Source organism: Sphingomonas ginkgonis (genome assembly GCF_003970925.1).
GTDB lineage: Bacteria > Pseudomonadota > Alphaproteobacteria > Sphingomonadales > Sphingomonadaceae > Sphingomicrobium > Sphingomicrobium ginkgonis.
Genome location: NZ_RWJF01000001.1, coordinates 1,253,233 through 1,278,886, shown reverse-complemented (window position 1 = coordinate 1,278,886; position 25,654 = coordinate 1,253,233). Strand labels below are relative to the sequence as shown.

The 25,654-nt window shown below is 69.4% G+C and carries 29 protein-coding genes and 1 pseudogene; 18 read left to right on the top strand and 12 right to left on the bottom strand.

Annotated features, from left to right (window positions below):
- Window positions 1-10: 10 nt before the first annotated feature.
- Both HMF7854_RS15715 and HMF7854_RS06150 read right to left on the bottom strand, forming a co-directional pair.
- Entirely contained in the window at window positions 11-169 is a 159-nt protein-coding gene (locus HMF7854_RS15715) for a hypothetical protein (protein ID WP_185829183.1), read from the bottom strand.
- A 131-nt stretch (window positions 170-300) separates the two neighbouring features.
- Complete coding sequence (locus HMF7854_RS06150; RefSeq protein ID WP_185829182.1) at window positions 301-777, bottom strand: MarR family transcriptional regulator; 477 nt, start codon at window positions 775-777, stop codon at window positions 301-303.
- A 312-nt stretch (window positions 778-1,089) separates the two neighbouring features.
- On the opposite strand from HMF7854_RS06150, the gene HMF7854_RS06145 reads away from it, so the two are divergent.
- Entirely contained in the window at window positions 1,090-1,278 is a 189-nt protein-coding gene (locus HMF7854_RS06145; RefSeq protein ID WP_126718289.1) for a hypothetical protein, read from the top strand.
- A 108-nt stretch (window positions 1,279-1,386) separates the two neighbouring features.
- The gene (locus HMF7854_RS06140; RefSeq protein ID WP_126718288.1) at window positions 1,387-2,664 is read left to right on the top strand and encodes an NRAMP family divalent metal transporter; all 1,278 of its coding nucleotides are present in this window, start codon (window positions 1,387-1,389) and stop codon (window positions 2,662-2,664) included.
- Here the strand turns inward: HMF7854_RS06140 and HMF7854_RS06135 are convergent.
- Window positions 2,661-3,779 (bottom strand): NADH:flavin oxidoreductase/NADH oxidase, encoded by a 1,119-nt coding sequence (locus HMF7854_RS06135; RefSeq protein WP_126718287.1) that lies wholly within the window; start codon window positions 3,777-3,779, stop codon window positions 2,661-2,663. The two genes, HMF7854_RS06140 and HMF7854_RS06135, sit on opposite strands and share 4 nt — an antisense overlap.
- A gap of 120 nt (window positions 3,780-3,899) precedes the next feature.
- Here HMF7854_RS06135 and HMF7854_RS06130 point away from each other — a divergent pair, with 120 nt between their 5' ends.
- The 3 genes from HMF7854_RS06130 to HMF7854_RS06120 all read left to right on the top strand — a co-directional run bounded on the left by HMF7854_RS06130 (window position 3,900) and on the right by HMF7854_RS06120 (window position 6,080).
- Entirely contained in the window at window positions 3,900-5,309 is a 1,410-nt protein-coding gene (locus HMF7854_RS06130) for a leucyl aminopeptidase family protein (RefSeq protein WP_126718286.1), read from the top strand.
- A gap of 122 nt (window positions 5,310-5,431) precedes the next feature.
- A complete protein-coding gene (locus tag HMF7854_RS06125) occupies window positions 5,432-5,776 on the top strand; it encodes a MarR family transcriptional regulator (RefSeq protein ID WP_126720094.1) in 345 nt (114 codons plus the stop codon).
- A 73-nt stretch (window positions 5,777-5,849) separates the two neighbouring features.
- Window positions 5,850-6,080 carry an SH3 domain-containing protein gene (locus HMF7854_RS06120; protein WP_126718285.1) on the top strand — a complete coding sequence of 77 codons (231 nt, stop codon included), beginning with the start codon at window positions 5,850-5,852 and terminating at the stop codon, window positions 6,078-6,080.
- A 1-nt stretch (window position 6,081) separates the two neighbouring features.
- On the opposite strand, the gene mltG is transcribed toward HMF7854_RS06120, so the two are convergent.
- From mltG to HMF7854_RS06085, 7 genes are all read right to left on the bottom strand, one after another.
- Window positions 6,082-7,047, bottom strand: a complete 966-nt coding sequence (gene mltG / locus HMF7854_RS06115; RefSeq protein WP_126718284.1) for an endolytic transglycosylase MltG — start codon at window positions 7,045-7,047, stop codon at window positions 6,082-6,084.
- A 4-nt stretch (window positions 7,048-7,051) separates the two neighbouring features.
- On the bottom strand, window positions 7,052-8,314 hold the full coding sequence (gene fabF, locus HMF7854_RS06110) for a beta-ketoacyl-ACP synthase II (RefSeq protein WP_126718283.1): 1,263 nt from the start codon (window positions 8,312-8,314) through the stop codon (window positions 7,052-7,054).
- A gap of 93 nt (window positions 8,315-8,407) precedes the next feature.
- The gene (locus tag HMF7854_RS06105) at window positions 8,408-8,644 is read right to left on the bottom strand and encodes an acyl carrier protein (protein ID WP_126718282.1); all 237 of its coding nucleotides are present in this window, start codon (window positions 8,642-8,644) and stop codon (window positions 8,408-8,410) included.
- A gap of 81 nt (window positions 8,645-8,725) precedes the next feature.
- Window positions 8,726-9,328, bottom strand: a complete 603-nt coding sequence (locus tag HMF7854_RS06100) for an NADPH-dependent FMN reductase (protein ID WP_126718281.1) — start codon at window positions 9,326-9,328, stop codon at window positions 8,726-8,728.
- Window positions 9,329-9,361: 33 nt separating this feature from the next.
- On the bottom strand, window positions 9,362-10,213 hold the full coding sequence (locus HMF7854_RS06095) for a c-type cytochrome (RefSeq protein WP_126718280.1): 852 nt from the start codon (window positions 10,211-10,213) through the stop codon (window positions 9,362-9,364).
- Window positions 10,214-10,254: 41 nt separating this feature from the next.
- Window positions 10,255-12,675 (bottom strand): ribonuclease R family protein, encoded by a 2,421-nt coding sequence (locus tag HMF7854_RS06090; RefSeq protein WP_126718279.1) that lies wholly within the window; start codon window positions 12,673-12,675, stop codon window positions 10,255-10,257.
- 48 nt (window positions 12,676-12,723) lie between these two features.
- Window positions 12,724-14,082 carry a M28 family metallopeptidase gene (locus tag HMF7854_RS06085; protein ID WP_126718278.1) on the bottom strand — a complete coding sequence of 453 codons (1,359 nt, stop codon included), beginning with the start codon at window positions 14,080-14,082 and terminating at the stop codon, window positions 12,724-12,726.
- Between the two features lie 125 nt (window positions 14,083-14,207).
- On the opposite strand from HMF7854_RS06085, the gene HMF7854_RS06080 reads away from it, so the two are divergent.
- The 10 genes and pseudogenes from HMF7854_RS06080 (at window position 14,208) to HMF7854_RS06035 (ending at window position 22,018) form a co-directional block, all read left to right on the top strand.
- Window positions 14,208-14,417: a hypothetical protein gene (locus HMF7854_RS06080; protein ID WP_126718277.1), complete on the top strand. Its 210-nt coding sequence runs from the start codon at window positions 14,208-14,210 to the stop codon at window positions 14,415-14,417.
- 46 nt (window positions 14,418-14,463) lie between these two features.
- Complete coding sequence (locus tag HMF7854_RS06075; protein WP_126718276.1) at window positions 14,464-15,606, top strand: acyl-CoA dehydrogenase family protein; 1,143 nt, start codon at window positions 14,464-14,466, stop codon at window positions 15,604-15,606.
- On the top strand, window positions 15,603-16,655 hold the full coding sequence (locus tag HMF7854_RS06070) for an enoyl-CoA hydratase/isomerase family protein (RefSeq protein ID WP_126718275.1): 1,053 nt from the start codon (window positions 15,603-15,605) through the stop codon (window positions 16,653-16,655). Before HMF7854_RS06075 ends, HMF7854_RS06070 begins: the two co-directional genes overlap by 4 nt.
- Before the next feature lie 9 nt (window positions 16,656-16,664).
- Entirely contained in the window at window positions 16,665-17,441 is a 777-nt protein-coding gene (locus HMF7854_RS06065; protein ID WP_126718274.1) for an enoyl-CoA hydratase, read from the top strand.
- Between the two features lie 19 nt (window positions 17,442-17,460).
- Window positions 17,461-18,360 (top strand): annotated as a pseudogene (gene mmsB / locus HMF7854_RS06060) (3-hydroxyisobutyrate dehydrogenase); the annotation flags it as partial.
- 45 nt (window positions 18,361-18,405) lie between these two features.
- Window positions 18,406-18,972 carry a c-type cytochrome gene (locus HMF7854_RS06055; RefSeq protein ID WP_126718272.1) on the top strand — a complete coding sequence of 189 codons (567 nt, stop codon included), beginning with the start codon at window positions 18,406-18,408 and terminating at the stop codon, window positions 18,970-18,972.
- Complete coding sequence (locus tag HMF7854_RS06050; RefSeq protein WP_185829181.1) at window positions 18,959-19,654, top strand: cytochrome b/b6 domain-containing protein; 696 nt, start codon at window positions 18,959-18,961, stop codon at window positions 19,652-19,654. Before HMF7854_RS06055 ends, HMF7854_RS06050 begins: the two co-directional genes overlap by 14 nt.
- A 31-nt stretch (window positions 19,655-19,685) precedes the next feature.
- Window positions 19,686-20,258: a NifU family protein gene (locus tag HMF7854_RS06045; RefSeq protein WP_126718270.1), complete on the top strand. Its 573-nt coding sequence runs from the start codon at window positions 19,686-19,688 to the stop codon at window positions 20,256-20,258.
- Between the two features lie 48 nt (window positions 20,259-20,306).
- Window positions 20,307-21,296 carry a YncE family protein gene (locus tag HMF7854_RS06040; RefSeq protein ID WP_126718269.1) on the top strand — a complete coding sequence of 330 codons (990 nt, stop codon included), beginning with the start codon at window positions 20,307-20,309 and terminating at the stop codon, window positions 21,294-21,296.
- Entirely contained in the window at window positions 21,293-22,018 is a 726-nt protein-coding gene (locus tag HMF7854_RS06035; protein WP_126718268.1) for a hypothetical protein, read from the top strand. The genes HMF7854_RS06040 and HMF7854_RS06035 overlap by 4 nt, the downstream gene beginning before the upstream one ends.
- Here the strand turns inward: HMF7854_RS06035 and HMF7854_RS06030 are convergent.
- Both HMF7854_RS06030 and HMF7854_RS06025 read right to left on the bottom strand, forming a co-directional pair.
- Window positions 22,015-22,449, bottom strand: coding sequence for a hypothetical protein (locus HMF7854_RS06030; RefSeq protein WP_126718267.1), 435 nt, complete (start codon window positions 22,447-22,449; stop codon window positions 22,015-22,017). The two genes, HMF7854_RS06035 and HMF7854_RS06030, sit on opposite strands and share 4 nt — an antisense overlap.
- A 62-nt stretch (window positions 22,450-22,511) precedes the next feature.
- Complete coding sequence (locus tag HMF7854_RS06025) at window positions 22,512-23,417, bottom strand: LysR substrate-binding domain-containing protein (RefSeq protein ID WP_185829180.1); 906 nt, start codon at window positions 23,415-23,417, stop codon at window positions 22,512-22,514.
- A gap of 180 nt (window positions 23,418-23,597) precedes the next feature.
- Between HMF7854_RS06025 and HMF7854_RS06020 the strand changes: the two genes are divergently transcribed.
- The 3 genes from HMF7854_RS06020 (at window position 23,598) to HMF7854_RS06010 (ending at window position 25,612) form a co-directional block, all read left to right on the top strand.
- Window positions 23,598-23,780: a hypothetical protein gene (locus tag HMF7854_RS06020; RefSeq protein ID WP_126718265.1), complete on the top strand. Its 183-nt coding sequence runs from the start codon at window positions 23,598-23,600 to the stop codon at window positions 23,778-23,780.
- Window positions 23,781-23,908: 128 nt separating this feature from the next.
- Window positions 23,909-24,688 (top strand): phosphoribosylaminoimidazolesuccinocarboxamide synthase, encoded by a 780-nt coding sequence (gene purC, locus HMF7854_RS06015; RefSeq protein ID WP_126718264.1) that lies wholly within the window; start codon window positions 23,909-23,911, stop codon window positions 24,686-24,688.
- 63 nt (window positions 24,689-24,751) lie between these two features.
- Window positions 24,752-25,612, top strand: a complete 861-nt coding sequence (locus tag HMF7854_RS06010) for a DUF2306 domain-containing protein (protein WP_126718263.1) — start codon at window positions 24,752-24,754, stop codon at window positions 25,610-25,612.
- Window positions 25,613-25,654: the final 42 nt, after the last annotated feature.

Here is a 25,654-nt window from a genome sequence, read left to right as displayed (position 1 = left end):
CGGCGAAAGGTTAGTGGCGCAGGCCCTGGCCGATGCCGCTTTCCTGCCGCAGACGGTCGAGCGCCTCCTCGACCCGCGCGGCGATGTCGGGCGACGCGCCGCTCGCGTCGAGGATGCGCTGCGCACGCTCGAGAAGATCGGCGGCAAGCGCCAGCTGTTCGATCAGCATTGCCGGCAAGACCGGGCTGAACGCCCCCTGCGACTGCGACAACGGCATCGGATTTCCCCACCCTGAAGAACGACCCCACTCGTTCCGCAGCGCATGGTAAACCCTTAGCGATCTACGTCAAACACGTAGAATTACTGGGAAAAATATCCGTCGAGAGTCTGCCGGCCCTTGTCGGTCAGCTCGATGATCATGCTGCGCCGGTCGGTCGGGTGCTGCGAACGGGCGATCAGCCGCTCGCGCTCCAGATAGTCGGCCCAGCGCAGCGCGGTGGTCAGCGGGACGCCGACCAGGTCGCGGATACTGGTCATGGTATGGCGGCCGTGCGTGCCCTCGGTGACGTAGAGCGCGAGCAGGATATCCCACGCCGGTTCGCCGAACATCGCGGCCGAGAAGAACTCGGCGCGGCGCTTGCGCTCGCTGAACTCGCGGCGGGCGCGGCTGATCGCCACCTCGCGCTGCGAGCCCGGCGCGACGCCGGTCTTGCGGCCCGCGGCTTCCTCCTGTCCGGTGAGCAGTCCGAGCAGCCGCGCGGCCTCGCGCGCGTCGGAAGCCGACAGCGCGATCTTCGGCTCTCCGCTCCGCAGCCGCTGGATAGGAACGTCGGTCATCGCAACCCCCATGATTGATGGCGACCGAGTTCAAGACGCCACAAGAAAAATTGTCCGCAACGACTGTCCGTTACGTAGTTAAAGCTTTCAAGACAAATAAGAATCTTGTTCATTACGGATACAGTTCGAACCGCCCCGGAGTATCTGGCCTAACCGTAACGCGGTGGACCGCTCAGGGTTTCGCCGCTTGCCCTAGGGGTTGCGAATGGCGCTGCAAACCCCTTCCGTTTCGGCTCGGCGAAATCGGCCGCCGGCATTGCTCCATCTTGGATTTGTGCCCTGCTCGACAATCCGGTATGGTCCGCCGCTCGCGTGGAAAACCAGTCCGGAGCGCAACGGGTGGGCGACGCCAATTTCCTCGAAAGCCGGGCCACTGCCTGCCGCCAGGCGGCGCGCCAGGCCGGCTCCACCGCGGAACGCGAGGACTTCCTCTATCTCGCCCGCGTCTATCGCGATCAGGCCAAGGACAGCCAGCGGTACCCCGGCAGCCAGACCCGCTGATCCACAATCGTCCGTCCGGCCGTTCCGCCCCTGTCTTCCAACCGGTGTGAGCGGGTCACCGTCCTCGCGGACGGCGGGGACAGCGCGGGGTCGGCGCCGGGCCGCCTGATGCGCGAGCGCTGGAAGACCCGCTTCACCCGCGCGGTCGAGCGGCTCGGGCCCGGCGTGGTCACCGGCGCGGCGGACGACGATCCCAGTGGAATCGCCACTTACTCGCAGGCCGGCGCCGAGTTCGGCTACGGGCTGCTGTGGACGATGGTCCTGACCTACCCGCTGATGAGCGCGGTGCAGCTGGTCAGCGCGCACATCGGGCGGGTCACCGGCTGCGGGCTGGCCAAGAACCTCCACCGGGTCATCCCGCGCTGGCTGGTGATGACGCTGGTCGGGATCCTTGTGGTCGCAAACACGGTCAACATCGGCGCCGATCTCGCCGCGATGGCGGCAGCGCTGCAGCTGGTCGTCGGGGGCGGGCAGCATTTGTTCGTGATCGGTTTCGCGCTGCTCAGCACCGCGCTCCAGCTGTTCCTGCCCTACCATCATTATTCCCGCGTGCTGAAGTGGCTGACGCTCAGCCTGTTCGCCTATGTCGGGGTGCTGCTGATGGTCCATCTCGATCGTGACGCAGCACTGCGCGGGATGTTCGTGCCGGAGAATTACGGAAAGGACGCGATCACCACCGTGGTCGCGGTGTTTGGGACGACGATCAGCCCCTACCTCTTCTTCTGGCAGAGCTCACAGGAAGCCGAGGAGATCGCCGACCATCCAGGCCAACACCCGCTGAAGCGCCACCCGCGCGAGGCGGAGGATCAGTACCGCCGGATGCGGCTCGACACGCTGCTGGGCATGGCCTTCTCCAACCTCGTCGCGCTGGCGATCATGCTGGCGACGGCGGCGACGATCCATGCGCACGGGGCGGCGCGGATCGACACGGCGGCCGACGCCGCCGCGGCGCTCCGCCCGATCGCCGGGCGCTATGCCTTCGGCCTGTTCGCGCTCGGGATCATCGGGGTCGGCCTGCTCGCCATCCCGGTGCTGGCCGGCTCCGCCGCCTTCGCGGTCAGCGAGGCCCGTGGATGGAAGACCGGGCTCGAGCTCCACCCCCGGCAGGCCAAGCGCTTCTACGCGATCATCGTCGTCGCCACCCTCGCCGGGGTGGTGATGGACTGGTCGGGGCTCGACCCGATCAAGGCGCTCTTCTGGAGCGCGGTGCTGAACGGGCTGGCGGCGGTCCCGCTGATGGCGGCGATGATGGTGGTGGTCCACAGCCGCAAGGTGATGGGCCGCTTCACCGCCGTGCCGCTGCTGCTGACGCTGGGCTGGGCGGCGACGCTCGTCATGGCGGCGGCGAGCGGTTTCATGCTGTTGACCATGGTCGCCGGCGGCTAATCCTCCGCGCTTCGGGGCAAGTCGAACAGCGCCTTGTACTGGCGCGGCTGGCTGCGCAGATACTGGTCGGGCGCCCGCACCCGGGCGCCGAGGGCCGCGGCGGCGTGCCACGGCCAGCGCGGATCGTAGAGGATGGCGCGGGCGAGCGCGATGGCGTCGGCGTCGCCGGTGCCGACGATCGCCTCGGCCTGCTCGGGTTCGGTGATCATCCCCACCGCGACGACCGGAATGCCGACCGCCTGCCGGATGGCACGGGCGAGCGGAACCTGGTAGTTGGGACCGACCGGGATGGCCTGGCGGGGATCGAGCCCGCCGCTCGAGACATGGATGCCGGCGCAGCCCCGCTGCTCGAGCACGCGGGCGAACGCGATCGTTTCCTCGATCGTCCAGCCGCCCTCGACCCAGTCGGTGCCCGAGACGCGCATCGTCAGCGGAATCTCGCCGAGCACCGCCTTTACCGCGTCGAAGAGCTCGAGCGGGAAGCGCATCCGGTTGTCGAGACTGCCGCCATAGTCATCGTCGCGCCGGTTCGACAGCGGTGAGAGGAACTGGTGGATGAGATAGCCGTGCGCGCCGTGCAGCTGGACGAGGTCGAGCCCGAGCCGGACCGAGCGGCGGGCGGCATCGACGAAGCCGTCGCGAACCCGGTCCATGCCGGCGCGGTCGAGCGCCAGCGGGGCGTTCTCCGCCGCCTCGAACGGCAGGGCGGAGGGCGCCACCGTCTGCCACCCGTTCGGGTCGGTGGGAGCGATTTGCGCGCCGCCATGCCACGGCAGGTCGGTCGAGGCCTTGCGCCCGGCATGGGCGAGCTGGATCCCGACCGGGATCGGCGACCAGCGCCGGACCGTCTCCAGCACGGTCTCCATCGCCGCCTCGCAGCCGTCGTCCCACAGGCCGACGTCGCCGTAGCTGATCCGCCCCTCGGGTAGCACCGCGGTCGCCTCGATCGTCAGCAGCCCGGCGCCCGACAGCGCGAGGTGGCCGAGATGGACGCTATGCCAGTCGGTCATGCGCCCGTCCTCGGCCGAGTACTGGCACATCGGGGCGATCACGATCCGGTTGTCGAGGGTCAGGCGCCCCACTTCCATCGGCTCGAACAATTTGGGTCCGCTCATTTCTGGTCACCTGCTTGTCGGGGGTTGAGCGCCATCTGGGTCGGCGCGGCGCGCGCACAAGGGGGGAGCGGCTACGAGGAGCGGCTTTCGCGGCCGCCGCCGCCGGACTAGGACGAGGCGATGACCCGCTTCGCCGACCTCCTCCAGCCCGACCGTGGCCAGCCCGCCTCCACCCTCCACCTCGTCGACTCCGCCGGATTCGACACCTGGCTCAAGGGCCGGCCGGCGGAACATCGCGCGCTGCTCGAGGCGCAGCGGTTCGACGGCAAGGCGGCGGGGACGCTGGCGCTGCTGCCGGCGGGCGAGCGGGTCGAGGCCGTGCTTGCGGTCGCCGACCCGGCAAGGCTGACGCCCTGGTGCCTCGCTGCCGCGGCCGACCGTCTTCCCGCGGGCAACTGGCGGCTGAGCGGAGGCAGGGCGGGCGCGGCGGGGCTCGGCTGGCTGCTCGCCCAGCACCGCTTCGACCGTTACCGCTCCAAGCCCGAGGAGGAGCGCGGCGGCCGCGTCCTCCTCACCGACCAGCCCGCCGCGATCGGCGCGATCGTCCGCGAGGCGGAGGCGACCGCGCTGGTGCGCGAGCTGGTCAACACGCCCGCCGCCGACATGGGGCCGGGTGCGCTCGAGGCGGCGGCGCGGTCGCTGGCCGACGAGGCCGGGGCCGAGTTCCGGGTCACCGCGGGCGACAGCCTGGAAACCGACTATCCGATGATTCACGCGGTCGGCCGCGCCGCGGCGCGCGAGCATGCGCCGCGGCTGATCGAGCTCGAATGGGGCGACGCGCGCAACCCGCGGGTGGCGATCGTCGGCAAGGGCGTCTGCTTCGACACCGGCGGGCTCGACCTCAAGCCGGCGAGCGGGATGCGGCTGATGAAGAAGGACATGGGCGGCGCGGCGCATGCGCTGGCACTGACGCGGCTGGTGATCGGCGCGCGGCTGCCGCTCCGGCTCCACCTCCTGATCCCGGCGGTCGAGAACAGCGTCGGCGGCAATGCCTTCCGTCCCGGCGACGTGCTGATCAGCCGCGCCGGCAAGACGGTCGAGGTCGACAACACCGACGCCGAGGGTCGGCTGGTGCTGGCCGACGCGATCACCCGCGCGGGCGAGGAGGCGCCGGCACTGGTCATCGACCTTGCGACCCTCACCGGGGCGGCGCGGGTCGCGCTCGGCCCGGACCTGCCCGCGACCTTCGTCAACGACGAGGAGCTCGCCAGCCAATTGCTCGCGGCGGCGGGCGAGCAGGACGACCCGCTGTGGCGGATGCCGCTGTGGGACGGCTATGACGACATGCTGAAATCGGACATCGCCGACATGGCGAACAGCGGCGACAGCCCGTTCGCCGGGTCGGTCACCGCCGCCCTCTTCCTCCGCCGCTTCGTGCCGGAGGCGACCCCTTGGGTCCACCTCGACGTGTTCGCCTGGCGCCCCGCGGCGAAGCCGGGCCGGCCCAAGGGCGGCGACGCGATGGGGCTTCGCGCCATGCTGGCGATGCTTGCCAAACGTTGCCATCCGCAAACGAGCAGTGTCGCTTAACGGACATAAGCGGGCATTTTTCTCTTCGATGACGCAACGATTCAGTCATTTGCCGGTTAACGGAGGCAAACGCGTCATAGGAGTGTGCGGCCGATATGAGCGACGTCTCGCTAAATGCGTGGATGCGCGCGCTGATCGGCTACGTGCGGTCAGGCGAGCCGGATCTCACCAATCGCCAGATGGCACTATTGCTGATCGTATACTTGTCCCCGGGCCCGCATACCGTGCGCGGCCTCGCCCGAATGCTGGGCGTTTCGAAACCCGTCGTTACCCGCGCCTTGAACACGCTGGGCGGGCTCGGCTATCTGCGCCGCGAACGAGACCAGGACGACCGACGGAATGTGTTCGTCGTTCGGACCAGCGATGGGGCGGAATTTCTTGAAGGGTTCAAGCGCAACCTTCGCGAGGGCGAAGACAGCCCCTCGCGACGACCGGCTCTCAGCCAGCTCGCCCACGCTCACCGCTAGGAGCTTCGCGCTGGCGGGGCCGTCGGATCTGCCGGATCCAGCGACCCACGCCTTCCGCAAGGACCTCGCCGACGTGGCGCTGGCCGGCCGGGTCATCGCTTCCCATTATGCCGAGCCCCTCGCCCGCCGGGTGACTGCCGCGACCGCCCTGCGCGGGGCGGCGAGCGGCGACGGCGAGCTGCTCGCCCGTCTCGAGCCCGGAACTGCCTTCGCGATGCTCGACTGCACCCTTGGGTGGGCCTGGGGCTATGCCGGCGACGAGCGGCGCGTCGGCTATGTGCGGGAAGAGACGCTCGGCGCCTGAGCTACATCTCGCCGCGCTGGCGGCGGATGGCATACCATTTCGCGACATTCGCCTGATGCTGCTCGAGCGTGTCGGCAAAGACGTGCCCGCCGGTGCCGTCGGCGACGAAGTAGAGCGCCTTGGTCGGCGCCGGATCGAGCACCGCGGCGATGCTGAGCTTGCCGGGATTTGCGATCGGCCCCTGTGGCAGCCCGGGCTCGCGGTAGGTGTTGTAGCCGGTGACCGCGTTCAGCTCCGACCGCAGGATCCGCCGCCCGAGCGGCTTGCCCTTGGTGATCGGGTAGATGACGGTCGGGTCGGCATCCAGCTTCATCCCGATCTTCAGCCGGTTGCAGTAGACCCCGGCGACTAGCCGCCGCTCGGACGGCTTGCCGGTCTCCTTCTCGACGATCGAGGCGAGCGTCAGCGCCTGATCCTTGGTCGCCACCGGGCAATTGGTGGTGCGTTTCTTCCATAGGGCGTTGAGCTCGCGGCTCATCGCCGCCTGCATTCGCCCGACCAGCGCCGCGCGGGTCTCCCCGCGCTGGAAGCCGTAGCTATCGGGGAGCACGCTTCCCTCGGGTGGAAGTGGCGCCGCGCCGGTGAGATAGGGCACCGCCGCGACCTTTTCCTGGACGACGATCGACGGCGTGCCCTCGGGGACGGTCACCAGCCGCTGCACCGGGCGGCCGTGCTGGAGCAGGTCGAGCAGCTTCGCCCCGCCGGTGTGGGCCGGGATCTCGAACTCGCCGGCCTGGACCGGGTCCTTGGCCCCGAACAGCCGCGCCATGCCTCGATAGGTGGTGCAACTGCCGGGGATGAGATGCTTGCGCTCCAGCCCCGGGCAGAGCCGGATCAGCGTCGCCCCCTCCTCGACCACGATGGTCTGCGCGCTCGCCGCGCCGCCGCCGGCCCACAGGAGCCAGTAGCCGGCGAGCGCCGCAAGGACGCCCAGCGCGACGATGCCGAGGAGCGCCCTGCGGATCACGAGGCTAGTCGACCGCCTTCATCACCAGGCTGGCGTTGGTCCCGCCGAAGCCGAAGCTGTTGTTGAGCACGGCCTTGACCTTCCGCTCCTTGGCGGTGTGCGGGACGAGGTCGACGCCCGCGGTGCCCTCGCTCGGATTGTCGAGGTTGAGCGTCGGCGGGACGATCTGGTCGCGCATGGCGAGGATGCAGAAGATGCTTTCGACTGCCCCGGCGCCGCCGAGCAGGTGCCCGATCGCCGACTTGGTCGAGCTCATGCTGAGGTTGGCGATGTTGTTGCCGAACAGCTTGCGGACGGCGCCCAGCTCCAGCTCGTCGCCGAGCGGGGTCGAGGTGCCGTGGGCGTTGATATAGTCGATGTCGCCGAGGTCGATCCCCGACTTGCGCATCGCCATCTGCATCGAACGGAACGCGCCCGACCCTTCCGGATGCGGCGCGGTGACGTGGTAGGCATCGCCCGACAGGCCGTAGCCGACCACCTCGGCATAGATCTTGGCGCCGCGCTTCTTGGCGTGCTCATATTCCTCGAGCACCACCACACCCGCGCCCTCGCCCATGACGAAGCCGTCGCGATCCTTGTCGTAGGGACGCGAGGCCTTCTCCGGCTGGTCGTTGAAGTTGGTGCTGAGCGCGCGCGCCTGGGCGAAGCCGGCGATCCCGATCGGGCAGATGGTCGCCTCGGCGCCGCCCGCGAGCATGATGTCAGCGTCGCCGTCGCGGATCATCCGCGCCGCGTCGCCGATCGAGTGGGCGCCGGTCGAGCAGGCGGTGACGACCGCATGGTTCGGCCCCATCAGCCCGTACTTGATCGAGACCTGGCCCGAGATGAGGTTGATCAGCCGGCCATGGACGAAGTGGGGCGAGACGCGCCCCGGCCCGCGCTCGTGGAGCACGATCGACTCGCTCTCAATCCCCGGCAGGCCGCCGATCCCCGAGCCGATCGAGCAGCCGGCCATCAGCCGCATCTCTTCCGGCATGTCGGCCAGCCCGGCGTCCTCAATCGCCTGCCCCGCCGCATCGATCCCGAACACGATGAACGGGTCGACCTGGCGCTGGACCTTGTGGTCGACCCGCTTGTCCGGATCGAACCCATATTCATGGTCCTTGGGCTTCACCTCGCAGGCGATGCGGCACTTCTGGTTGGACGCATCGAACTTGGTGATCAGGCCCGCCCCGCTCCGGGCGGCAAGGATGTTCTTCCAGCTCGTCTCGACGTCCCCGCCCAGCGGCGTGACGAGGCCCAGACCGGTGACCACAATTCGGCGCATCAAAACTCCCCTCAAATGCAGAACGGCCCCCCGGGGAACCGGGAAGCCGTTCGAGCCGCCTATCTGGCGTTCAGCTAGGCGGCGACCAGGCCGTCAGCTCTGGTGCTGGTCGATATAGTCGATCGCGTCCTTGACGGTGGTGATCTTCTCGGCGGCATCGTCCGGAATCTCGACCCCGAATTCTTCCTCGAACGCCATCACCAATTCGACGATGTCGAGGCTGTCGGCGCCCAGATCGTCGATGAAGCTCGCCTCCTCAGTCACCTTGTCGGCGTCCACGCCGAGGTGTTCGACGACGATCTTCTTCACCCGATCGGCAGTCTCGCTCATGGTATTCCTCCGTTGAATTCTTGACCCGCCCCTAGCGAGGCACGAACGGGCTCGCAAGGGCCGGTCATGTTGAGGGAAGGCTCAGTTGCCGCTGCTTCCGGCCGAGTCGGGGGCGAGCGCGTCGCGGCCCGCGCGGATCATCCCGACCCAGCCGGCGAAAGCGGTGCCGAGGCTGTGCAGAAGCTTGTCCAGCGCCGGGTCAGTGATCGAGCCGTCTTCGCCGAACTTGTCGTCCTTGACCCCGCCGAGATAGGCCTCCGGCTGCGCCATCACCGGCATGTCGAGAAAGACGCAGCACTGGCGCAGCTGGTGGTTGCACCCGAACCCGCCGAGCGCGCCGGGCGAGGCGGTGACGATCGCTGCCGGCTTCTTGGCGAAGCAGCTTTTGCCGTAGGGGCGCGAACCGACGTCGATCGCGTTCTTGAGCACGCCGGGGATCGAGCGGTTGTACTCGGGGGTAACGAACAGCACGCCGTCCGCTTCGGCGATCTCGCGGCGGAAGCGCTGCCAGGGCTCGGGCTGCTCGGCGCCGTCGAGGTTGGGATCGTACATCGGCAGGTCGGCGATCTCGACGATGTGGCAGTCGAGCGCGTCCGAATGGGCGCACATCGCCCGGGCGACCTTGCGGTTGAGCGAGCCGGTCCGGATCGAACCGACGACGATGGCAATCTTGTGGTTGGGCATGCGCCCTTGAACCCGCCGGCGGGAGGCGGGTTCCTAGCGCTGCGCAAGCGCGACCAGGTATCCGTGCAGGCTGGCGATCTCGGCGTCAGTCATGTGGCTAAATGCGGTGCGCGACACGCCGCTCATCATCCTAAGCTCGCGGCCCGAGGCGGGCACCCCGGTGCGCATCAGCCGGGTGAAGCCGGGCAGGTCGTAGGCCCCGGCGATCGCGAGGTCCGGGCCCTTGAGGTCCGGTCCCGCCTCGCCGCCCTTGAGGTCCGAGCCGTGGCAGTCGGCGCAGATGTGCATGGCGATCGCCCGCCCCGCCGCGTGCTGCGGTCCCAGATCGGCGGGCGGATTGGCGAGATAGGCGGTCCGCCGGACCGGGGCCGAGTTGAACTTGCCGGTGGCGATGCCGAAACGGCCGAGCGGACCCAGCGACCGCGCCGGCCGCTCCGGGCCGCCGACCGGCTCGGCACGGATCGCGGCGATCATCGTCGCCACCTCCGCGTCGGAGAAGCTGGCGTAGCTGTGCGAGGGCATGCCGAACAGCGCTCGCCCGTCGGTGCCGATCCCCTGCCGGATCGCGGCGGCGAGCTGCTGGTCGCTCGACCGCGCGGCGAGGCGGGTAAGGTTGGGCCCCCACAGGGTGGCGACGCCCGCCTGGTCGAAGAACTTGGCGCCCTGCAGCCGGTCGCCGTGGCAATCGTAGCAGGCATAGACATGGGCAAGCCGGCTCGCGTTGGCGAGCATCGCGGGAGAGGGTCGGACGAGATGCTCGGGCGTGGCTGGCTCCCCGGCGGCAAGCGCCCGCTCCGATCCGAACCAGACGAACGCCGTGCCCGCGACGGCGAGCGCCGCCACCCCACCAAGGCCATAGCCGGCCCACCGTTTGAATCTGCCCACGCCAAAGCCCCCCTCGACGACACGGGAGAGCGTAGCGCGTTTCAGCGCTTCTTACGACCCTGATGTCGGATGTTCGCGGGGCGGCCGCGCCGGCCCATGCCGCCGCTACGCACCCGGTCGCGGCGCTCCGGCCGCTGGCGGGCGCCGCCGTAGCTTCCTTCCGGCAGCTGGAAGCGCAGCGCCCCGCTGACCGGGTTGGCCTCGACCAGCCGCAACGTCAGCCGCTGCCCGACACGGTAGCTGTCGCCGCTCGCCTCGCCGGTCAGCGCGCGCGCGGCCTCGTCGTAGCGATAATATTCGGTGCCGAGATCGCCCGCCGGGACCAGCCCGTCGCCGCCCAGCCCCTCGACCGTCGCGAAGAAGCCGAACGGCTGGACCCCGGTGATCCGGCACTGGACCAGCTCGCCTACATGGTCGCTGAGATAGGCCGCGACATAGCGGTCGATCGTCTCCCGCTCCGCCTCCATCGCGCGCCGCTCGAGCATCGAGATGCTCTCGCCGATCTGGCCGAAATGCTCGCTCTCCTCGTTCGAAAGCCCGCCCTCGCCGAGGTTGTAGGCGCGGACCAGCGAGCGGTGGACCAGCAGGTCGGCGTAGCGGCGGATGGGCGAGGTGAAATGGGCGTAGGACCCTAGCGCCAGCCCGAAATGGCCGAGATTGTCGGGCGCGTAGCGGGCCTGGGTCTGGGTCCGCAGCACCTGCTCCATGATCTCGGGCCGGGCGTCGCTGTCGCCAAGCGCGGCGATGATCCGGTTGAAGGTCGCCGGGCGGACCACCTGGCCGAGCGCGAAGGAGATGCCGAACGTGTCGAGATAGTCCTTGAGCGCGACCAGCTTCTCGCGGCTGGGCGTCTCGTGGACGCGGTACATGACCTGCGCCTTCTTCGCCTCCAGCGCCTTTGCCGCCGCGACATTGGCGGCGATCATGTAATCCTCGACCAGCCGATGCGCATCGAGCCGCTCGCGCGGGGCGACCGAGAGGATGCGGCCCTTCTCGTCGAGCTGGATCTGCCGCTCGGGCAGGTCGAGCTCCAGCGGCTCGCGGCGGGTGCGCGCGGCGAGCAGGGCGCGCCAGCAGCCCCACAGGGGACGGAGGGCGGTGTCGACGAGTTCGCGGGGCACTCGCTCCTCCCCTGCCGTTGCAGGGGAGGGGGACCGCTCGCCGGAGGCGAGTGGTGGAGGGGCCTCTTTCGCCGTCAGTGAAGGAGAAGGCCCCTCCACCACCGCCTGCGGCGGTGGTCCCCCTCCCAGAGAAGTCTCGGGGAGGAGTGCATCCATGGCCGCCTGCGCATCCTCGTAGGCGATGTTGGCGGCGACCCGGATCACCGCCCGGCTGAACCGCCAGCTCTTCACCGCTCCGTCCTTCGCGATCGCGAGATGGCAGGCCAGCGCCGCCCGGTCCTGCCCTGCCTTGAGCGAGCAGATGCCGCTCGACAGCTCGTGCGGCAGCATCGGGACGACCCGGTCGGGGAAATAGACGCTGTTCCCGCGCCGCCGCGCCTCGCGGTCGAGCGCCGAGCCGGAGCGGACGTAGAAGCTGACGTCGGCGATGGCGACGATCGCGCGCCAGCCGCCCTCCCCGTCCGCCTCGGCCCAGATCGCATCGTCGTGGTCGCGTGCGTCGGCCGGGTCGATGGCGACGATTGGCAGGTGGCGAAGGTCCTCGCGGTCAGCGCCGAGCGGCAGCTTGGCGACCCGCGCGGCCTCCTCGATCGTCTCCTCCCGGAACTCGTGCGGAAGGCCGTGCTTGTGGATCGCGATGAGGCTGAAGCTGCGCGGCGCGAAGGGGTCGCCGAGGATCGCGTCGACCCGCGCAGACATCTTGGGGGGACGGCCCGAGGGTTCGCACAGGACAAGATCGCCGGGCTGCGCCTCGCCGAGGTCGCTGATCGGCAGCTCGCGTCGCTCGCGCTTGTCGACCGGGCGGAGCCAGAACCGCTCGCCTTCTTGATGGACGACACCCAGCACCAGCTCGGCCGACTTGGCGAGCTTCTTCATCAGGTGGGCGACGTGGCCGTTCCCGCGCTCCTCGGTGCGGACCAGCACGCGGTCGTTGAGCGCGAGCGCGCCGCGGCGACCCTGCTCGAGAATGCGGAGCTTGGGCGGCGGCTCCTCGCCCTGCCAGTTCTCCGGGATGGCGACCGGCCCACTATCCACCTCGACCACCCGCAGCACGGTCACCCGCGGCACCCCGCCCGACTTGTGAAAGGCGCGGCCGGGCGAGCTGTCGATCAGCCCCTCGTCGGCCATGTCCTTGAGCAGCGCCTTGAGCATGATCTTGTCATGCCCCGACAGCCCGAACGCCCGCGCGATCTCGCGCTTGCCGGCGGGCTGGCCGGATTGGGTGATGAAGTCGAGGATCTGCTGGCGGGTGGGAAGGCCGGGAGTGGGTCTGCGGGGCACGGTCTGTCCTACGCCGTCATGCTGAACTCGTTTCAGCACCCCACCCGCTACGCGAACCATGGTCCGAGTGGAAGGTTGGGCACCGAGACAGCGTCAGGTTGACGGCTCTTACTTCTTCGCCGGCGCCACCCACGGCTTGAACGCGCCGCCGGGGACAGCGCTCGACACCGGGCTTTCCCATCCATTCTCGAGCGCGCTGACGCCGAACACCCAGTCGTCGACACGGACGTGGGGAAGGACGATCCGGGTCGTGCCAGCTGCGACGCTGCGCGACTCTTCCCAATGATTGCTGTCGGTACGGCGCCAGCGCACGACATAGCCCGTGGCGCCGGGCACGGCCGTCCAGGTCAATGTGGTGTCGTTGCTCACCGCGCCCTCGACCTTGGCCTCGGGCGGCGGCGGGGCGCTGGCAATGGCGGCGAGCGCGGCGACGTTGAGCTTGGTCATCTTGGCCAAGTAGGCGAAGTCGACATGATCGATCGTGTCGCCGTAGCGCTTGCCGCCCTCGGTCCTCAGGTCCTGGTGCTGCCAGTCGTAATTCTCGACCGCGACGCTGATCCGCGCCGCCGGGAAGCCCTGGTCTAGGAAGGGGATGTGATCGCCGCCGCGGCCGAAGCGGTCGGTCCGCCAGATCTGCCGAACGTCGAGGCCGATGTTCAGCCGGTCGGCCAGCGTGTCGAGAAAGCGCGAGCTGTTGCGCGACGGCGAGTCATTCTCGCCGCCGAGGCTGTGCGTCGCCTTGGAAAGGTCACCCTCCCCCTGCGAGCGTGGCCCTTCGGACAGGACGCGGGCGTGCGTGCTGTCGCACACGCCGTCGGACGAGCAGCTGTTCCCGATGATGTCGTTGTTGAGGACCGTGACAACGTTCCAGCCCTGCGCCTTGGCGTAGTCCGCGAGCACCTTGCCGCCGTACAGCCCCTGCTCCTCGCCCGACAGCGCGGCATAGACGATGGTGCCCGGGAAGCGGTGCTTCGACAGCACCCGCGCCGCCTCGATCACGGCCGCGGTGCCCGAGCCGTCGTCGTTGGCGCCGGGCGCGTCCGAGGTCGCGTTCATCACGTCGGTTACCCGGCTGTCGATATGCCCCTGAATGATGACCACGTCGTTCGGCCGCTCGGTTCCGCGCTGGATCGCGACCATGTCGCGGATGCGGGTCGGCTGCGGGATGCGAGTGCCGGTGACGGTTTCCGACGGGTCGACGATCGTCAGGCAGTTGCCGCAGGCGGCGGAGCTGCGCTGAAACTCGCCGCGGGTCCATTCAAGCGCGGCGCCGATCCCGCGCTTCGGATCGGTCTGGCTGGAGAGGGTGTGGCGGGTGCCGAAGCTCACCAGCGTCGCGATGGTGCGGCGGAGCTGCGCGGGACTGACCGGGGCGACGATCGCCCGCAGCCGAGCGTCGGCGGCGGCGGGCGGCGGGGCCGCGGCGAGCAGCGGAAGGACGGCCAGGATCGCAATCGGGTGACGCATGGAAACACTCTCCTCGCCCACGCCGTCTAGGGAGCGCCGAGGGGAGCGCAACCGAAAAGGGCGACGCCCTGCCGCCGCCCCGGCCGCGCGGTGCCACCAACCCGACGGCAGGGCGTTGTCCCGCCATGTCGCGTCTGCCGCTCTGCCTCGCCTGCCTGCCGCTGCTCCTTGCCGTCGCCGCGTGCCAGCGCCCGGCGGCCGAGCGCAACGCGGTCGCCGCCAACGACGCGGCCGCCAAGCCGCCCCCCGACATCGTCACCTTGCCCCCCGACGAGAGCAGCAACAGCAGCACGCCCGACCCGGTCGAGCAAAATAATCTGGTCGCGCAGCATTGAGGGACCACTGGAAAGGCCCCCGCCGCCAAGCTAGGGGCTCTGACCGATGAACCAGTTCGATTTGACCGACGATCAGCGCCAGATCCAGGAAATGGCGCAGCAGTTCACCGCGGCCGAGATCACCCCTCACGCGGCCGAGTGGGACGAGAAGCACATCTTCCCGCGCGACACGATCCGCCAGGCCGCCGAGCTCGGCTTCGGCTCCATCTACGTGTCCGAGGAATCGGGCGGGATCGGCCTAGGACGGCTCGAATCCGCGCTGATCATGGAGGCGATGGCCTATGGCTGTCCCTCGACCAGCGCCTTCATCTCGATCCACAACATGGCCGCGTGGATGATCGACCGGTTCGGCTCGGCCGAGGTCAAGCAGAAGTATCTGCCATCGATGATTACGATGGAGCGGATGGGCAGCTATTGCCTGACCGAGCCCGCGTCCGGCTCCGACGCCGCCGCGCTCAAGACCCGCGCGGTCCGCGACGGCGACCACTATGTGGTGAGCGGGTCTAAGGCCTTCATCTCGGGCGGCGGCGAGAACGAGATCTACGTCACCATGGTTCGCACCGGCGAGGAGGGTCCGAAGGGCATCACCTGCCTGGTCGTCGAGAAGGACATGCCGGGCGTCAGCTTCGGCGCGCAGGAGAAGAAGCTCGGCTGGCATTCGCAGCCGACCGCGCAGATCAATTTCGACGAGGTTCGAGTCCCCGTCGTCAACCGCGTCGGCGGCGAGGGCGAAGGCTTTCGGATCGCGATGATGGGGCTGGACGGCGGCCGGCTCAACATCGGCGCCTGCTCGCTCGGCGGGGCGCAGCGCTGCCTCGACCAGGCAGTGCGCTATACCAAGGACCGGAAGCAGTTCGGCACCTCCATCGCCGACTTCCAGAACACCCAGTTCATGCTCGCCGACATGGAGACCGAGTTGCAGGCGGCGCGCTGGCTGCTCTACGTCGCCGCGGCCAAGGTCACTGCCAACGCGCCCGACAAGACCAAGTTCGCGGCGATGGCCAAGCGGCTTGCCACCGACACCGGCTCGAGCGTCGCCGATCGCGCGCTGCAGCTCCACGGCGGCTACGGCTATCTGATGGACTATCCGATCGAGCGGTTGTGGCGCGACCTCCGGGTCCACTCGATCCTCGAGGGCACCAACCAGGTCATGCGGATGATTACCTCGCGCGAGATGCTGCGCCAGTGACCGACGCCGTCCTGACCCAGATCGAGGGTCCGCTCGGGCGGATCCGGCTCAACCGGCCGCGGGCGATCCACGCGCTCACCCGGGAGATGTGCGACGCCATGTCGGCCGCGCTGCTCGCCTGGCGCGACGACCCGGCGGTCAAGGCGGTGGTGATCGACCACGCCGAGGGCCGCGGCTTCTGCGCTGGAGGCGACGTGGTCATGCTGGCGAAAAGCGGTGGAGGCGACGGCGCGGAGGCGCGCGACTTCTTCTTCGCAGAATATCGGCTGAACCACCTGCTCTTCACCTATCCCAAGCCGACCGTCGCGCTGATGGACGGGATCACCATGGGGGGTGGGGTCGGCATCTCGCTGCCGTGCAAGTTCCGGGTCGCGACCGAGAACACGCGGCTGGCGATGCCCGAGACCGGGATCGGGCTGTTCCCCGACGTCGGAGGCGGCTGGTACCTGTCGCGCCTGCCGGGCCGGGTCGGCGAGTTCATGGCGCTGACCGGCGCCCGATTAGATGGCGCGGAGTGCCGCTATCTCGGGCTCGCCACCCACTATGTCGACCAGGCGTCGCTACCGGACCTGGTCGAGCGGGTTGCTAAGAGCCCGGGCCGGGTGAACGGGGCGATCGGCGCCTTTTCCGCCACCGTGCCCGAGGCCCGGATCGAGAAGAACCTGCCGGCGATCGCCAAGCTGTTCGCCTCCGACCGGTTGGAAGAGGTGATCGAGTGCCTCGAGGCGGACGGCGGCGACTGGGCACAGACTGAGCTGGCGACGCTCAAGTCAAAGAGCCCGCTGTCGTGCAAGGTCTCGCTCCGCCTGCTCCGAGAGGGCGCGGCGCGGACCGACTTCGCCGACGAGATGCGCGCCGAATATGCGCTCGCCTGCAACGTCGTCCGCACCCACGACTTCCGCGAGGGAGTGCGAGCGCTGCTGATCGACAAGACGGGCGATCCGAGCTGGGATCCGGCCACGCCGAACGCGGTCGACGATGCCATGCTCGACGCGCTGTTCGAGCCGCGTGACCCCGGCGAGGAGTGGACGCCCTTCGCGGCGGCCTGAGGAGGAACGATGACCGACTACCAGACCATCCTCGTCGAGCAGCGCGGCGCCGTCACGCTGCTGACGCTCAACCGTCCGCAGGCGCTCAACGCACTGAACAGCGAGGTGCTGAAGGAGCTGATCACGGCCTTCGCCGCCTATGACTCGGACGAGGGCCAGCGCTGCCTGGTGCTGACCGGGTCGGAGAAAGCCTTCGCCGCGGGTGCCGACATCAAGGAGATGCAGGCGCAGGGCTTTGCCGACATGTACGCGTCGAACTTCTTCGGCGGCTGGGAGCGGGTGACCGACACCCGCAAGCCGTGGTTCGCCGCGGTCGCCGGCTATGCGCTGGGCGGTGGCTGCGAGGTGGCGATGATGGCCGACTTCATCCTCGCCGCGGACACCGCCAGGTTCGGCCAGCCCGAGATCAAGCTGGGCGTCACGCCCGGCATGGGCGGGTCGCAGCGGCTGACCCACGCGGTCGGCAAGGCCAAGGCGATGGAGATGTGCCTGACCGGCCGGATGATCGGTGCGGAGGAGGCCGAGCGCGCCGGATTGGTGGCGCGGGTGGTGCCGGCGGCCGAGCTGCTGAACGAGGCGATGAAGACGGCCGAGACGATCGCCGGCATGGCCCCGCTCGCCGCCATCGCCAACAAGGAGATGGTCAACGCCGCCTTCGAGCAGGGACTGGCGCAGGGCATCCGCTTCGAGCGGCGCCTGTTCCACGGCCTGTTCGGAAGCGAGGACCAGAAGGAAGGCATGGCCGCCTTCGTCGAGAAGCGGCCAGGAAACTGGACCGGGCGCTAGGGCCGGGCCGAAGGAGAGCAACTTGTCGCGCGTCGCATTCATCGGGCTTGGCAACATGGGCGGCGGGATGGCCGCCAACCTCGCGCAGAAGGGCGAAACGGTCACCGCCTTCGACCTCAGCGACGCGGCGCTCGAGCGGGCGGTCGGCAAAGGCGCCAAGCGCGCCGCTTCTGCCGAGGAGGCCGTCACCGACGCCGATGCGGTGATCACCATGCTGCCCGCCGGCCGGCATGTGGAGCAGCTGTTCGGCCGCGACGTGCTCGGCAAGGCGCCGACCAGCGCCATTCTGATCGACTGCTCGACCATCGATGTCGACACCGCGCGGCGGGTCGAAGGCGCGGCGCAGGCGGGCGGATATGCGATGGTCGACGCGCCGGTCTCGGGTGGAATCGCCGCGGCGGACGGGGGCACCCTCACCTTCATGGTCGGCGGCTCGGCCGACGGATTCGAGCGCGCGCGCCCCTACCTCGAGAAGATGGGCAATGCGGTGATCCACGCCGGCGACGCGGGCGCGGGCCAAGCCGCGAAGATCTGCAACAACATGCTGCTCGGCGCGACCATGGCGGCGACCTGCGAGACGTTCGCGCTGGCGCAGAAGCTTGGGCTCGACCTGCAGACTTTCTACGACATCTCGTCCAAGGCGTCGGGCCAGAGCTGGTCGATGACCAGCTACTGCCCGGTTCCGGGGGTGGGTCCGCAAACGCCGGCCGACCGCGACTATGAGGGCGGGTTCCAGGCGCAGCTGATGCTGAAGGACCTCAAGCTCGCGATGGAAGCGGCGAAGGCGGCCGGTGCCTATACCCCGATGGGCGGCGAGGCGGAGGAGCTCTACCAGCGTTTCGTCGACCGCGGCGGCGCGACCAAGGATTTCTCGGCGCTGATCAAAATGATCGACGACAGCTGGACGCCGCCCGCCTAGCGCGCCAACCTGCACCTGTTGTTCGCTCGTATCGAAGGATGCCGCATGAAGAAGCTGCTCGTCACTGCCGCCGCGCTGGCGCTGCTCGCCGCCTGTAACAAGGGGACCAGCACCAATCAGGCGATGGCCGACGCCAATGCCGGGGCCGCCCAGGCCTCTTCCGCGCTCAACAACGCGGTTGCCAGCAGCGACGCGACGCCGCTCGACAAGGCCCGCGCGGCGGCGATCATCAAGGACCGCCATGCCAAGTACCACCAGATCGCCGACGCGATGAAGGCCGCCAAGCGCGGGCTCGACGCCAGTCCGACCGACATCGCCACCGTCCGCAGCTCGGCCGCGACCATCGCCGGGCTTGCCCCGCAGGTGCTGACCTGGTTCCCCAAGGGCACCGGTGTCGACAGCGGCAACAAGACCGGCGCCAAGGCCGAGATCTGGCAGCAGGCCGACAAGTTCGCCGCTTCGGCGAAGGACTTCAACGGCGCCGCCCAGGCGTTCGATGCGGCGGCCAAGGGCAGCGACCTGGCCGCGACCAAGACCGCGTTCGGCAATCTCGGCAAGAGCTGCAAGGCCTGTCACGAGCAGTTCCGCGCCGAGGACCATGATCACGACTGACGAGTCCGTGCCCACGGCGACCTCCAGCGAGGTCGCCGTCTGGGACCTTCCCGTCCGGATCACCCACTGGGCCCTCGCGGCGCTGGTCTTCTGGTCGTGGGGCACCGCCAAGTGGCACCACGAGCAGTGGCACATCTGGTCGGGTTACGCGATCCTGTTCCTGCTCCTGTTCCGGCTGTTCTGGGGAGTCGCGGGAAGCACCACCGCGCGTTTCACCAGCTTCGTTCGCGGGCCGGGCGGCGTGCTCGCCTATATTCGAAACGCGCGGGGATGGCATGCGATCGGGCATACCCCGCTGGGTGCGCTGAGCGTCGTTGCGCTGCTCGGACTGATGATCGCCCAGATCGGCTTCGGGCTGATCCTGGTCGACGATGACGGCGTGTGCGGCGGACCGCTCTCCAATATGGTCGATTCACAGACCAGCGAGCTGGCGATGGGCATTCACGCGCAGCTGTTCAACCTGCTGCTCGGCTTCATCGCGCTGCACCTGGCGGCGATCGTCTACTATCGGCTGGCTCGCCACAAGAAGCTTGTCCGGGCGATGATCACCGGCCGCTCCGAGGCGCCGGCCGGGACGATCGCCAACGTGCCCGCGGGCGTCGGTCGGCTGGTGCTCTGCCTCGCCTTCGCTGCGGCAATCAGCGGCTGGATCATCGCGCAGGGGAGCGGCTGCACGGCTTGATTGTCGCCCGGCGCGGCGCCACATCGCCGCCATGCTGATCGAGACCGAAGCCACGCCTAACCCGGCGACCCGCAAGTTCCTGCCAGGCCGCCCGGTGATGGACGCGGGCACCCGCGACTTCCCGGACGCCGAGGCCGCCGCCGCCTCCCCGCTTGCCGAGGCGCTGTTCGCCAGCGGGCTGGTCGAGGGCGTTTTCTTCGGCCGCGACTTCGTTTCGGTCACCGCCACGCCCGGCACCGACTGGCGCTATCTCGAGCCGGAAATCCTCTCGACCCTGCTCGACTTCTTCGTCTCGGGGACACCGATCCTCGCACCGGCGAGCGCCGCGGGCATCCAGGTCGCAGCCGACGCCGGGTTCGAGGACGATCCTGCCGACGCGGACATCATCGACCAGATCAAGGAACTGATCGAGACCCGGGTCCGCCCCGCGGTCGCTCAGGACGGCGGCGACATCGTCTATCGCGGGTATCGCGAAGGGACGCTCTACCTCGCCATGCAGGGCGCCTGCTCGGGGTGCCCGTCGTCGACGATCACGCTGAAGCGCGGGATCGAGGGGCTGATCCGCCACTACGTCCCCGAGGTGGAGACGGTCGAGGCGATCTGACCCAGCTTTCACTTGGGCGCGCCGCCGCTGGCGACTAGGCTGGCGGCCATGATCCGATCCCTCCTGCTCGCCCTCGCCAGCCTGGCTGCGAGCGCCGCCGCGCCCGTCCATCTCGCCGGCAGCATCCCGGGCCCCGACGGCGGTTGGGATTTGCTCGGGGTCGACCCCGCCACGAACCGGCTGTTCGTCGCCCGCAGCGACGGGCTGATGATGGTCGATCTCGCCACCCGGAAGGTCACTCCGGGCTTCGTCGCCGGCAAGCGGCTCCATGCCGCGCTGGCGATCCCCGGGACGACCATCGGGGCGACCACGCTCGGCGAGAGCAACGAGCTGCTGCTGTTCGATACCCGAACCGGCGCGGTCAAGGCTCGCGTGCCGACCGGGAAGGATCCCGATGCCGCCGCCTGGGACTCGGCGAGCCAAAAGCTGTGGGTGATGACTCCCGGCGACGGCAGCATCGACGTCGTTGATGCCGCGGCCGGACGGCGCTTGGCGACGCTCAAGGTCGGCGGGTCGCTCGAACTCGCCGCGGCGGACGGCGCCGGACACCTGTTCGTCAACGTCGAAGACCGCAACGAGCTGGTGAAGATCGACACGCGCCGGGTGGCTGTCGTCGCGCGGGCCCCGCTTCCCGGCTGCGACGGGCCGACCGGGCTTGCGCTGGCGGGCCGGGTGCTGATCTCCGCCTGCGCCAACGGCATCGCCCGCTTCACCGCGGCCGCCGACCTCAAGCCGCTCGGCTCGGCCGCGATCGGAGCTCGGCCGGACGGTGCCTTCGCCGACCCGGCCCGCCACCGTGCCTATATTCCCAGCGGAGGCGACGGCACGCTGGCGGTGTTCGACACGCGCGGAGCGCTGCCCCGCCTGATGGCGCGCGTATCGACCGCCAAGGGCGCCCGGACCGGCGCGGTCGATCCGCGCAGCGGCCGCGTCTATCTCCCGTCCGCCAGCTACGGCGCGGCGGCCAGGACCGGCGAGCGGCCGCCGATGGTTCCAGGCAGCTTCCGCCTGCTGCTGGTCGATCCGTCCGCGGGATGACCGCGGCCCGGGCTGCGGCGGCGCTGACGCTCCTGCTCGCCTCCCCGGTGCTGGCCGGACCGCCCTACGACACCGACGATCCGCAGCCGACCGAACTTCACCATTGGGAGATTTACAATTTCGTCGCGGGCGCGCGGGCGGAAGGGTCGCTCGACGGGGCGGCGGGGGTCGACCTGAACTATGGCGGCTTTCGGGAGGTCCAACTGACCGCGACCCTGCCGCTCGGGTTTTCGCGTGCGGCGGGGGAACGGTTTCGCGCCGGTGCGAGCGATGTCGAGCTCGGCATCAAGGCCCGCCTGTACCATGACGAGAAAGAGGGGCTCGCCTTCTCAGTCTTTCCCCGCGCCATCCTCCCGACCGGCTCGCGGGCGTTCGGCGGGCGCCGGATCCGGCTGCTGCTCCCCGTCTGGGCGGAGAAGGACAGCGGGCCGTGGAGCGTCTTCGGCGGAGGCGGGTTCGAGCTCAATCCCGGGGCCGGCAACCGCGACTTCTGGATCGCCGGAGTCGCGGTCACGCGCGAGTTCGGCGAGCGGCTGTCGGTCGGGGCTGAGCTCTTCCACCAAGGACCAGACAGCCGCGACGCTCGGCCCGAGACGCGCCTCGGCTTGGGCGCGACCGCCGCACTCGGCGGCCCCTATTCGCTGCTCGTCTCGGGCGGACCGAGCTTCAGCGCCGGCCATGTCGGCGCGCACGGCTATGCCGCGCTCGGGCTGAGCTTCTAGCGGTCGCTGCCGGCCGGACCAGTCCCGCCGCCCTGATCGAGCGACGCGCCGCCGCCGCCGAGCCCGCTGCTGTCGCCCGGAGTGCCCGAGCCGACGTCCTTGCCGGCCCCGCTGCCCAGCGCCTCGCCCTGAGTGGGCCCGGAGCCGGGCTTTCCCGCGGCATCGGCGAGCGAACCGTCCTCGCTGCCGAGCGCCGCGGCTTCGGCCGCCTCCTCGCTGCCGCTCCGTGCCGCGGCCTCGGCGGCGTCGGCCACGCTGCTCATCGCGTCGCCACTGAGCAGCACGCCGCGGTCGGTGCGGCCGCCGTCGGGCTGTCCGGCGCCCGCGTGGGTGCCGCCACCGGCGCTGCCGCCGGTCGCGTCCATCGCGTCCTGCCGCTTTACCAGGGCTTCCTCGTCGATCTTGCCGTTCCGGTCGGGTTCGCTGGCCATTCCTTGCTCCTTGCCTCGAGGATGACAACGAAGCGGGGCGGCGCATGTTCAGCGGCCGGTCGTCAGCGGCTCCGCTCCTCGTCGAAGCGGGCGAGCAGCCAGTCGCGGAAGCGCCGCACCTTGGCGACGGTGCGCCGCTCGGGCGGGTAGCAGAGCCAATAGGCGAAGCCGCGCGTGCCGAGCGTCGCGAACGGCTGGACCAGCCGGCCTTCGGCGATGTCGTTGGTCCAGAAGACGGGGGTCAGCAACGCGAAGCCGCGACCACCCATTGCCGCATGACCCTCGTTGGCCTGGCTGTCGAGGCGCAGCCCGCCGCCTCGCCGCCGCTCGCCCGGCGCTACTCCGGCGGCGGCGAACCAGCTGTCCCACCACGGGTCTTCGGGCGAGATCAGCGGCAGCTCGGCAAGGTCGCCGGGCTGCAGCGGGCGCCCCAGTTCGGCCTCGACCTGGGCGAGGAAGCGCGGGCCGGCCATCGGCGTGAAGTCGATGTTCATCAGCCGGTGCGCCTCCAGCCGCGGCCAGTCGCCGAGACCCGAGCGGATCGACACGTCGGCCTCCCCGGCGCCGAGGTCGAGCATGCGGTCGCCGGTGGTCAGCCGCACCGCGAGGTCGGGGTGCGCCACCTGGAAGCCGCCGAGCCGCCACGCCAGCCAGCTGTTGGCGAAGGTCTGGGTGGTCGCGACGGTGAGCGTCGCCTCGTCCTCGGCGCGAGTGACCGCAAAGGCCGCCTCGATCGCGTCCAGCGCCTGGGTCAGTGCCGGCTGGAGCTGGCGGCCAAGCGCCGACAGGCGGGCTCGCCCGCGCTCGCGGACGAACAGCGGCGCGCCGAGCCGCTCCTCGAGGCTCTTCACCTGATAGCTGACCGCCGCCTGGGTCATCCCCAGCTCGTTGGCGGCGGCGGTGAAGTTCTCAAGCCGAGCGGCGGCCTCGAACACCCGCACGGCGGCTAGGGACGGCAGCTGCCTCATCAACCCAGCTGATAAGCCCAGCTTATCGGGTGTGTCGAGCCTTTGATTGGCCGTCAGCACGTCGGGAGCGTAGATGAGGAGAGCAGCAGCCGACCAGCTCAGCTGATGATCGGCGGCCCGGCGCGATGCCGGTTCGGACCGGTTGCGGCTGCCTCGATGCGGACGAGAAGGAGAGACGAGATGATCGACGAAATCTTCGACCGGAACTATCGCGAGGCCCGCCAGCAGCTCAACGCCGCGGCGCTGCGGCTGGTCGCCAGTCTGGCGGAAAGCTTCCGCGCGCTGCACCGCATCCAGTTCGCCGCGCCGTGGAGCCGGCCCGAGCCCCGGCCCCGCAAACCGGAGTGGCGCCGGGTGGCGTGAGCGACACCGCTTCCGATTGCCCTTGCAGCCTCCCTCGCCTATAGCGCGGCCACCCCGGTCCTGGCTCGACTTCACGCAGAGCTTCGGCCGGGGTCTTTGTTTCGACGCGATTGGGAGCAGTGTCGCCGATGGCTCGTCGCCGCCAGATCTACGAGGGCAAGGCCAAGATCCTCTACGAGGGTCCGGAGCCGGGCACGCTGATCCAGTATTTCAAGGACGACGCGACCGCCTTCAACGCGCAGAAGCGCGGCACGATCAGCGGCAAGGGCGTGCTCAACAACCGGATCAGCGAGCATATCTTCACCTCGCTGGCGACGATCGGCGTCCCCACGCACTTCATCCGCCGGCTGAACATGCGCGAGCAGCTCATTCGCCAGTGCGAGATCGTGCCGATCGAGGTGGTGATCCGCAACGTGGCGGCGGGCTCGCTGTCCAAGCGGCTCGGGATCGAGGAAGGCACGCAGCTGCCCCGCACGATCATCGAATACTACTACAAGGACGATGCGCTCGGCGACCCGATGATCGCAGACGAGCACATCGCCTGCTTCGGCTGGGCCAGCCAGGACGAGATGAACGACATCGCCGACATGGCGATCCGCGTGAACGACTTCATGTGCGGCATGTTCGCGGCGATCGGGATCCGGCTGGTCGACTTCAAGCTCGAGTTCGGGCGGGTGTGGGACGGCGACTACAGCCGCATCATCCTCGCCGACGAGATTAGCCCCGACGGCTGCCGGCTGTGGGACATGAAGTCGAACGAGAAGCTCGACAAGGACCGCTTCCGCCAGGATCTGGGCGGCGAGGCCGAGGCCTATCAGGAAGTCGCCCGCCGGCTTGGGCTGCTCCGCGAAGACGACGAGTTCGCGGTTCTGGATCTCGACAGCCATCGGAAGAAGCGCGGCAAGTAACGCGCAGGTCTAGCCGCTTCGATTTCATTTGACGCCGGTCCGGTTCTGACTTGAACTCGGGTCATGGTAAGCGTCGCTGAACCGCTGAGCAGCGGAACGTCCGGGACTTCGGTTCCCTTGATCGACCGGGTCGTGCGCTGGTCCGGCTGGACCCTTGCCGGTTCGGTGTGGGCGAGCGGGGCGGTCTTCGGCCTCTACATGCTGCTCTTCTTCGGCGGCACGGCGTTGCACGGGACGCTCGACCGCTGGAACGAGTCGCTCGACTTCCTCCATCCTGCGAACGCGCCGTCGGCGACGGCCGGTATCGGCGTGCACTTTCTCGCTGGCGGGCTGTTGCTGATCCTCGGGCCGCTCCAGCTGATGGGCAGCATCCGGCGCGCGTATCCCGCGCTTCACCGCTGGCTCGGGCGGATCTATGTCGCTGCCGCGGGCATCGCCGGGGTAGGCGGGCTGGTCTTCATTCTAGTCGCGGGCACGATCGGCGGTCCGGTGATGAACGTCGGACTGGCGGGCTATGGCGTGCTCGTCACGCTCTGCTCGGTCAAGGCCTATACGGAAGCGCAGGCGCGCCGGTTCGAACGGCACCGGGCATGGGCGATCCGGCTCTTCTCGCTGGTGGTCGGGTCCTGGCTGTTCCGGATCGACTATGGCTTCTGGTTCATGATCGCCGGCAAGGTCGGTCACACCCACTTGTTCCGCGGCCCGTTCGACTATTTCATGGACTTCTTCTTCTACCTGCCCAACCTCGTTGTCGCCGAGCTTTTCATCCGCACCCGCCGGATGGCCCCGCACTCGGCGCTGAAGGCCGGAGCGGCGGCGGTGCTGGTCACCGCCAGCGCCTTCGTGCTGACCGCCAGCTTCTACTTCGCCGTGCAGTTCTGGGTGCCGGGCATGGTCAGCGGGGTGACCGGCGCGCCGCTCTAGGCCGCCGTGCGGCCGGACCTTGCGCCCTTGGCTGCCGACCCC

Coding starts and splice junctions, on each gene's coding strand:
- HMF7854_RS06135 (WP_126718287.1), bottom strand. CDS start 3,779: ATGAGCGGACCCAAATTGTTCGAGCCGATGGAAGTGGGGCGCCTGACC.
- HMF7854_RS06140 (WP_126718288.1), top strand. CDS start 1,387: ATGCGCGAGCGCTGGAAGACCCGCTTCACCCGCGCGGTCGAGCGGCTC.
- HMF7854_RS06150 (WP_185829182.1), bottom strand. CDS start 777: ATGACCGACGTTCCTATCCAGCGGCTGCGGAGCGGAGAGCCGAAGATC.
- HMF7854_RS06105 (WP_126718282.1), bottom strand. CDS start 8,644: ATGAGCGAGACTGCCGATCGGGTGAAGAAGATCGTCGTCGAACACCTC.
- HMF7854_RS06040 (WP_126718269.1), top strand. CDS start 20,307: ATGATCCGATCCCTCCTGCTCGCCCTCGCCAGCCTGGCTGCGAGCGCC.
- HMF7854_RS06030 (WP_126718267.1), bottom strand. CDS start 22,449: ATGGCCAGCGAACCCGACCGGAACGGCAAGATCGACGAGGAAGCCCTG.
- HMF7854_RS06050 (WP_185829181.1), top strand. CDS start 18,959: ATGATCACGACTGACGAGTCCGTGCCCACGGCGACCTCCAGCGAGGTC.
- HMF7854_RS15715 (WP_185829183.1), bottom strand. CDS start 169: ATGCTGATCGAACAGCTGGCGCTTGCCGCCGATCTTCTCGAGCGTGCG.
- HMF7854_RS06090 (WP_126718279.1), bottom strand. CDS start 12,675: ATGGTTCGCGTAGCGGGTGGGGTGCTGAAACGAGTTCAGCATGACGGC.
- HMF7854_RS06045 (WP_126718270.1), top strand. CDS start 19,686: ATGCTGATCGAGACCGAAGCCACGCCTAACCCGGCGACCCGCAAGTTC.
- HMF7854_RS06075 (WP_126718276.1), top strand. CDS start 14,464: ATGAACCAGTTCGATTTGACCGACGATCAGCGCCAGATCCAGGAAATG.
- HMF7854_RS06020 (WP_126718265.1), top strand. CDS start 23,598: ATGATCGACGAAATCTTCGACCGGAACTATCGCGAGGCCCGCCAGCAG.
- HMF7854_RS06035 (WP_126718268.1), top strand. CDS start 21,293: ATGACCGCGGCCCGGGCTGCGGCGGCGCTGACGCTCCTGCTCGCCTCC.
- HMF7854_RS06025 (WP_185829180.1), bottom strand. CDS start 23,417: ATGAGGCAGCTGCCGTCCCTAGCCGCCGTGCGGGTGTTCGAGGCCGCC.
- HMF7854_RS06080 (WP_126718277.1), top strand. CDS start 14,208: ATGTCGCGTCTGCCGCTCTGCCTCGCCTGCCTGCCGCTGCTCCTTGCC.
- HMF7854_RS06125 (WP_126720094.1), top strand. CDS start 5,432: ATGCGCGCGCTGATCGGCTACGTGCGGTCAGGCGAGCCGGATCTCACC.
- HMF7854_RS06065 (WP_126718274.1), top strand. CDS start 16,665: ATGACCGACTACCAGACCATCCTCGTCGAGCAGCGCGGCGCCGTCACG.
- fabF (WP_126718283.1), bottom strand. CDS start 8,314: ATGCGCCGAATTGTGGTCACCGGTCTGGGCCTCGTCACGCCGCTGGGC.
- HMF7854_RS06085 (WP_126718278.1), bottom strand. CDS start 14,082: ATGCGTCACCCGATTGCGATCCTGGCCGTCCTTCCGCTGCTCGCCGCG.
- HMF7854_RS06130 (WP_126718286.1), top strand. CDS start 3,900: ATGACCCGCTTCGCCGACCTCCTCCAGCCCGACCGTGGCCAGCCCGCC.
- HMF7854_RS06055 (WP_126718272.1), top strand. CDS start 18,406: ATGAAGAAGCTGCTCGTCACTGCCGCCGCGCTGGCGCTGCTCGCCGCC.
- purC (WP_126718264.1), top strand. CDS start 23,909: ATGGCTCGTCGCCGCCAGATCTACGAGGGCAAGGCCAAGATCCTCTAC.
- HMF7854_RS06010 (WP_126718263.1), top strand. CDS start 24,752: ATGGTAAGCGTCGCTGAACCGCTGAGCAGCGGAACGTCCGGGACTTCG.
- HMF7854_RS06100 (WP_126718281.1), bottom strand. CDS start 9,328: ATGCCCAACCACAAGATTGCCATCGTCGTCGGTTCGATCCGGACCGGC.